At 71.9% G+C, this 6,163-nt stretch carries 8 protein-coding genes; 3 read left to right on the top strand and 5 right to left on the bottom strand.

The features are described 5' to 3' along the window. Window positions 1-62 precede the first annotated feature (62 nt). Complete coding sequence (locus FGF04_RS14280; protein ID WP_149511678.1) at window positions 63-1,031, bottom strand: anti-sigma factor family protein; 969 nt, start codon at window positions 1,029-1,031, stop codon at window positions 63-65. Further along, window positions 1,028-1,726, bottom strand: a complete 699-nt coding sequence (gene sigE / locus FGF04_RS14285; protein ID WP_149511679.1) for an RNA polymerase sigma factor SigE — start codon at window positions 1,724-1,726, stop codon at window positions 1,028-1,030. The genes FGF04_RS14280 and sigE overlap by 4 nt, the downstream gene beginning before the upstream one ends. Window positions 1,727-2,006: 280 nt before the next feature. On the opposite strand from sigE, the gene FGF04_RS14290 reads away from it, so the two are divergent. Next, window positions 2,007-2,639 carry an O-methyltransferase gene (locus FGF04_RS14290; protein WP_149511680.1) on the top strand — a complete coding sequence of 211 codons (633 nt, stop codon included), beginning with the start codon at window positions 2,007-2,009 and terminating at the stop codon, window positions 2,637-2,639. A gap of 146 nt (window positions 2,640-2,785) precedes the next feature. Here FGF04_RS14290 and FGF04_RS14295 read toward each other — a convergent pair whose 3' ends face one another. Beyond that, on the bottom strand, window positions 2,786-2,953 hold the full coding sequence (locus FGF04_RS14295; protein WP_003966491.1) for a DUF3117 domain-containing protein: 168 nt from the start codon (window positions 2,951-2,953) through the stop codon (window positions 2,786-2,788). Window positions 2,954-3,328: 375 nt separating this feature from the next. On the opposite strand from FGF04_RS14295, the gene chcB reads away from it, so the two are divergent. Next, complete coding sequence (chcB, locus tag FGF04_RS14300) at window positions 3,329-4,135, top strand: 2-cyclohexenylcarbonyl CoA isomerase (protein WP_149511682.1); 807 nt, start codon at window positions 3,329-3,331, stop codon at window positions 4,133-4,135. Window positions 4,136-4,218: 83 nt separating this feature from the next. Here the strand turns inward: chcB and FGF04_RS14305 are convergent, their stop codons facing one another. Together FGF04_RS14305 and FGF04_RS14310 are read right to left on the bottom strand one after the other, a co-directional pair. Beyond that, window positions 4,219-4,818, bottom strand: a complete 600-nt coding sequence (locus FGF04_RS14305) for a DNA-3-methyladenine glycosylase I (RefSeq protein WP_149511683.1) — start codon at window positions 4,816-4,818, stop codon at window positions 4,219-4,221. Further along, the gene (locus FGF04_RS14310; RefSeq protein WP_149511684.1) at window positions 4,815-5,168 is read right to left on the bottom strand and encodes a DivIVA domain-containing protein; all 354 of its coding nucleotides are present in this window, start codon (window positions 5,166-5,168) and stop codon (window positions 4,815-4,817) included. The genes FGF04_RS14305 and FGF04_RS14310 overlap by 4 nt, the downstream gene beginning before the upstream one ends. Window positions 5,169-5,315: 147 nt before the next feature. On the opposite strand from FGF04_RS14310, the gene folP reads away from it, so the two are divergent. Then, the coding region (gene folP, locus FGF04_RS14315) for a dihydropteroate synthase (RefSeq protein WP_149512269.1) at window positions 5,316-6,163 on the top strand (848 nt) is incomplete at its 3' end.

A 6,163-nucleotide genomic window follows, 5' to 3' on the forward strand; every position in this document is an offset into this window, starting at 1 on the left:
CGGCGGGCGCGGCCCATCCCTGGATTCAACCAGGTTCACGGGCCGCCGCGCAGAGGGCGGGTTCAGCCTGAGGAGGAAGGCGTGGGTGAGGCGGACGGGTCGGCCGACGGCACCGTCGAGGGCACCGCCGACAGGACGGACGCCTCGAACTCCGGTCCCGAGGACCAGGCGGTCAGCGTGACCGGCGGGGCCGGGGCGAACGGGCGTATCAGCGGGGACATGGCGGCCGCGCCCACCACCACGGGCGTGGTCAGCGTGTGCAGCGGGCCCCTGCCCTGCCCGGCCGGTGCGGGCGTGCCGGGCGCCGGGACGCCGGGCAGCAGCGGCGCGGACAGCTCGGTCTGCGCGCCGCCCTCGTTGCCGAAGGACCGCTGGCCCTGCGCGAGCAGCGGGGCGACGGACCGGCGGCGCTGGGCGTCGGTGCCCGCCGTGCCGCTCGTGCTCGCCGTGCTGCGCGCCGGGGTCACGTTGCTCCCCGCGCCCGATCCGCCGCGCGCGTCCGTGGTGTCGACGCCCACGCCGGTCGAGACCCCGCCGAGCGCGATCGCGGCGAGCGAGACGGCGCCGGCCGCGGCGGCCGCGAGGCGCAGGCCCCGGGAGGCCGAGCGCTCGGCCTCGCGCCGGTTCATGTCATGGATGCGGAATCCGCGCTGCTCCGGGGGCAGCACGGTCGCGTGGGGGCCGGAGGGCACGTAACCGAAGGAGTCCGGCTTCAGGTCGAAGACTCCGGACGCTCCGAACGATCCCCGGCCCAGTCGCGGGCTTTCGGCGTCGGGGTCACCTCCGGGGAGCCCCTGGAGTCTGGCCAGGAAGCTCTCGGACGGGGGCGGCGCGGAGACCTCCGCGAACACGTTCTTCAGTCGTCGCTGCTCGTCGGCCTCGGTCTTGCACTTGGTGCACGTGGCGAGGTGGGCCAGGACGCGCTCACGCGCCTCGTGGCCGAGCTCGCCGTCCACCAGGGCGGAGAGCCGGTCGCCGAGGTGCTCCTCGGCGAGGGGGCCGTCGGCAGGATTCAGCCGTGATCCACTCACGCGCTCGCGCCCCCTCCTCCCAGAGCGGGCACACCGGAGACCGCGAAACCGCGGCGCCCGGCACGGGCCTCGGGGGAACGGTGGGCGAGCGCCTTGCGGAGCTGGGAGCGGCCGCGGTGGATGCGGCTGCGGACCGTGCCGAGCTTGACGCCCAGGGTCGCGGCGATCTCCTCGTACGAGAGGCCCTCGATGTCGCACAGGACGACCGCGGCGCGGAACTCCGGCGCCAGCGTGTCGAGGGCCTGCTGGACGTCCGCGTCGAAGTGCGTGTCGTTGAAGACCTGCTGCGGGGAGGGCTCGCGGCTGGGCAGGCGCTCGGCCGCGTCGTCGCCGAGGGCGTCGAAGCGGATGCGCTGCTTGCGGCGCACCATGTCCAGGAAGAGGTTGGTGGTGATGCGGTGGAGCCAGCCCTCGAAGGTGCCGGGCGTGTAGGTGGACAAGGAGCGGAAGACGCGGACGAAGACTTCCTGCGTCAGGTCCTCGGCGTCGTGCTGGTTGCCCGTCAGGCGGTAGGCGAGCCGGTACACCCGGCCGCTGTGCGTGCTGACGATCTCCTCCCAGGTGGGCGGAGTCCACGCCTGCGAGTCCGCGTCGGACGTGAAGGTCGCGGTCTGAGCGGAATCAGTGCGGGATGGGTCAGCGGTGTTGTTCACGGATTTCGGCTCCCCCGCCGACCTGAGCAGGCGCCGGAGCACCCCTCCTCGATCCACAGGTTCAGCCGCACCTCCCCTGTCGGCTCTGGTGGTGTCCAGTGGAGCCCCTACCATAGCCACCTCGCCCGTTAGCTCCGGATAAGCGGTTTTACGAGAAATTGATACGCGCTCATAGGGCTGCGTCAGCACTTGCTCGCCGTCCAGATCCATCCGCCACCCCCGTGCAGTTCCCCACCCCCTCTAAACGCACGGTCCCATCAGCAGGTTCCCGGCGGCAACGGATACAGTCACGCCCAGGCAACCACGGGGACAGGAGAGGGCCATTACCGGCAACCGGCTGACGAGCTGGGCGTTCGCCGACGCCTTTGTCTCCGAGGACGAGGTGCTGCACTGGGCCCGGGAGCGGGCCCGGGAGGCAGGGCTGCGCTCGGTGTCGCCCGGCACGGGTGCGGCCCTGCGCCTGCTGGCCGCCACCGTGGACGCCAAGGCGGTCGCGGAGATAGGTACCGGAACCGGAGTCTCCGGAATTCACCTGTTGCACGGGATGCGGCCGGACGGCGTACTGACGACCGTCGACCCGGAGCCGGAGCACCAGCAGTTCGCCCGGCAGGCCTTCCGCGCGTCCGGCTTCGCCAGCAACCGGGCCCGCTTCATCCCGGGCCGGGCGCTGGACGTGCTGCCCCGGCTCGCGGACGCGGGGTACGACCTGGTCTTCTGCGACGGCGACCGGCTGGAGAGCCTCGACTATCTCGCTGAATCGTTGCGCCTGCTGCGCTCGGGCGGCCTCGTCGCCTTCGAGGGCGTGTTCGCGAACGGGCGGACGGTGGAGTCGGGCCCGCAGCCCACGGAGGTGCTGCGGCTGCGCGAGCTGCTGCGCACGATCCGCGAGAGCGAGGAGCTGATCCCCTCGCTGCTGCCGGTCGGCGACGGCCTGCTGTGCGCCGTGAAGCGCTGAACCGACCTCTCCCCCTCACCCCCTGCGACCTGCACGGACACGGCGGCCGCCGGCCCGGGCGCAGCACCGCGGCGCGCCCCGGACGCACCGCTGCCCCGGCATCGCGTCGATGCCGGGGCAGCGGAAGGGTATGGTCGCGTTCCGCGTCAGCCGACGACCTTCTTGAGGGCGTCGCCGAGCGCGTCGGCCTCGTCGGGGGTCAGCTCGACGACGAGCCGACCGCCGCCTTCGAGCGGAACGCGCATGACGATGCCCCGCCCCTCCTTGGTCACCTCGAGCGGGCCATCGCCCGTCCGCGGCTTCATGGCCGCCATGCTCGTTCCCCTTCCTGAAACCAGCTCATCGTCGCCGACGGCCCCCTTGAAGGGCACGCATCCGCGTCGGATACGCGTCACCGGCATCGAACACATTGCTTCCAAGCCATTATCCCGCATCTCAGGACCCGATGACCAACATCAGTCGGCATCGCTTGCGCAACGCGCTTGAGCAAAACCACCCAATTCGGTGGTGTGACTGCGATACTGCGCCACCGCATGGACTTTCGGACAGCGGAATTCTTTGACGCAGGTCACATGAACGAACCCCGCCGCTCCCCGTGATCTCCGCCATGCTGTCCTCTGAAGCAGTACGTACCGACGAGTACGACGTACCGACGGGTACGACGAGCCGCGACACCGGAGGGGACCATCATGGCCGACACCGTGCTCTACGAGGTGAGCGACGGACTCGCGACCATCACGCTGAACCGCCCCGGGGCGATGAACGCGCTGAACGTCGTGACGAAGGTCGCCCTGCGGGACGCGGCGCAGGCGGCCGCGGCGGACGACTCGGTACGGGCCGTGCTGCTGACCGCGGCCGGCGACCGGGCGTTCTGCGTGGGCCAGGACCTCAAGGAGCACATCGGCGGGCTGCTGACGGCGCGGGAGTCGGGCTCGGGCGAGGGCGTGATGAGCACGGTCCAGGAGCACTACAACCCGATCGTGCGGGCGCTGACCGGGGCCGCGAAGCCGGTGGTGGCCGCGGTCAACGGCGTCGCGGCCGGCGCGGGCTTCGGGTTCGCGCTCGCCGCGGACTACCGCATCGTCGCCGACACGGCCTCCTTCAACACCTCGTTCGCCGGGGTCGCGCTGACCGCCGACTCGGGCATCTCCTGGACGCTGCCCCGGGTCGTCGGACCCTCCCGCGCCGCCGACCTGCTGCTCTTCCCGCGCAGCATCAGTGCGCAGGACGCGTACGAGCTGGGGATCGCCAACCGGGTCGTGCCGGCCGCCGAGCTGGCCGGGGAGGCGCTGAAGCTGGCCCGCTCGCTGGCCGAGGGGCCGACCCTGGCGTACGCCGCGCTCAAGGAGTCCCTCGCCTACGGCATCTCCCACTCGCTGGAGGAGACGCTGGAGAAGGAGGACGAGCTGCAGACTCGGGCCGGGTCCTCCGAGGACCATGTGATTGCTGTGCGGGCGTTTGTGGACAAGGAGAAGCCGAAGTTCGTGGGGCGGTGACGGCTCGCCCCACCGGGGGGGCGGTTCGGTTCGGTTTTGATCTGCCGGTTCGGTGGGGGCTTGTCGCGCAGTTCCCCGCGCCCCTAAAGGGCGCTGCCCTTCAGGGTGCTTTTTCGGGACACGCAGTCTGCCAGGTGGTCGTTCACCAGGCCGCATGCCTGCATCAGGGCGTAGGCCGTGGTGGGGCCCACGAAGCGGATGCCCCGCTTCTTGAGGGCCTTGGACAGGGCGATCGACTCGTCGGTGATCGCCGGGACGTCGGCGAGGGCCTTCGGGACCGGGCGCGTCGCCGGGTCCGGCGCGTACGACCAGATCAGCTCGTCGAGCTCGCCCGGGGCCCAGTCCGCCAGCACGCGCGCGTTGGCGACCGTCGCCGCGATCTTGGCGCGGTTGCGGATGATGCCGGGGTCGGCGAGGAGGCGTTCCTCGTCGGCGTCGGTGAACGCCGCGACCTCGGCGATCCTGAAGCCCGCGAAGGCGCTGCGGAACCCCTCGCGGCGGCGCAGGATCGTGATCCACGACAGGCCCGACTGGAACGCCTCCAGGCACAGCCGCTCGTACAGCGCGTCGTCGCCGTGGACCGGACGGCCCCACTCCGTGTCGTGGTACGCCACGTAGTCCTCGGTGGACAGCGCCCAGGGGCAGCGCAGGGCCCCGTCGGTGCCCTTCAGTGCGTCACTCACCGCTGGTCGTCCTCCACGGACTTGTGCAGCGAGGTGGCCGCGGTCGTGCGGGCCCCGGCCAGCGCGGCCTCCAGGTCGGCGATACGGGCGTCCCGTTCGGCCAGCTCGGCACCGAGGCGGCCCAGGGCGTCGTCCACGTCGGCCATGCGGTAGCCGCGCAGGGCCGGCGGGAAGCGCAGCGCCTCCACGTCGCCGCGGTGCACCGGGCGGTCCAGGGGCAGGGGGTCCCGCAGGCGCTCCGGCGCCACCTCGGGGAGGGCGCCGCTGTCACCGCCTCCGCCGAGCACGGAGAGGGTCACCGCGCCGACCACGACGACCAGGGCGACGACCAGGAACAGGAACATGAACATCTCTGAGGTCCCCACGCTCTGCTGCCGGTGCGGGCGCACCGGCAGGGAAAGTGTCAGGCACCGATCGTGCCATGCGACGCTGGGCGTTAGGGTCGCAGGCGGCGGAACGACGGCATCCGCTGCCTACTACGGGAGAGGTCACAGGGGATGCTCAGGCTGGGCAGGCGCGAGTTCGACGCGCACGAGCCGGTGGTCATGGCGATCGTGAACCGGACCCCGGACTCCTTCTACGACCAGGGGGCCACCTTCCGCGACGAACCCGCGCTCGCGCGCGTGGAGCAGGCGGTGGCCGAGGGGGCCGCCGTCATCGACATCGGCGGGGTCAAGGCCGGGCCGGGCGAGGAGGTGTCCGCCGAGGAGGAGGCGCGGCGGACCGTCGGCTTCGTCGCCGAGGTACGGCGGCGTTTCCCCGACGTGGTCATCAGCGTCGACACCTGGCGGCACGAGGTGGGCGAGGCCGTGTGCGAGGCCGGCGCCGACCTGCTCAACGACGCATGGGGCGGGGTCGATCCGCGGCTCGCGGAGGTCGCCGGGCGGTACGGGGCGGGGATCGTGTGCACGCACGCGGGRGGTGCGCAGCCGCGTACGCGTCCGCATCGCGTCGCCTACGACGACGTCATGGCGGACATCCTGCGGGTGACGCTGGGGCTGGCCGAGCGGGCCGTGTCGCTGGGCGTGGCCCGGGAGTCCGTGCTCATCGATCCCGGGCACGACTTCGGCAAGAACACGCGGCACAGTCTGGAGGCCACGCGGCGGCTCGGGGAGATGGTGTCGACCGGGTGGCCGGTGCTGGTGTCGTTGTCCAACAAGGACTTCGTGGGCGAGACGTTGGACCGGCCGGTCAAGGAGCGGGTGGTGGGGACGCTGGCCACTACTGCGGTGTCGGCGTGGTTGGGGGCGCAGGTGTATCGGGTGCATGAGGTGGCGGAGACGCGGCAGGTGTTGGACATGGTGGCGTCCATCGCCGGCCACCCGGTCGACACCATCTCCCCGAG

This window comes from Streptomyces apricus (genome assembly GCF_008369065.1).
Classification (GTDB): Bacteria; Actinomycetota; Actinomycetes; order Streptomycetales; family Streptomycetaceae; genus Streptomyces; species Streptomyces apricus.

Bases quoted from the DNA above. Each gene is read 5' to 3' on its own strand.
- chcB (WP_149511682.1), top strand. From the start codon at position 3,329: ATGGCCGACACCGTGCTCTACGAGGTGAGCGACGGACTCGCGACCATC.
- FGF04_RS14295 (WP_003966491.1), bottom strand. From the start codon at position 2,953: ATGGCGGCCATGAAGCCGCGGACGGGCGATGGCCCGCTCGAGGTGACC.
- FGF04_RS14310 (WP_149511684.1), bottom strand. From the start codon at position 5,168: ATGTTCATGTTCCTGTTCCTGGTCGTCGCCCTGGTCGTCGTGGTCGGC.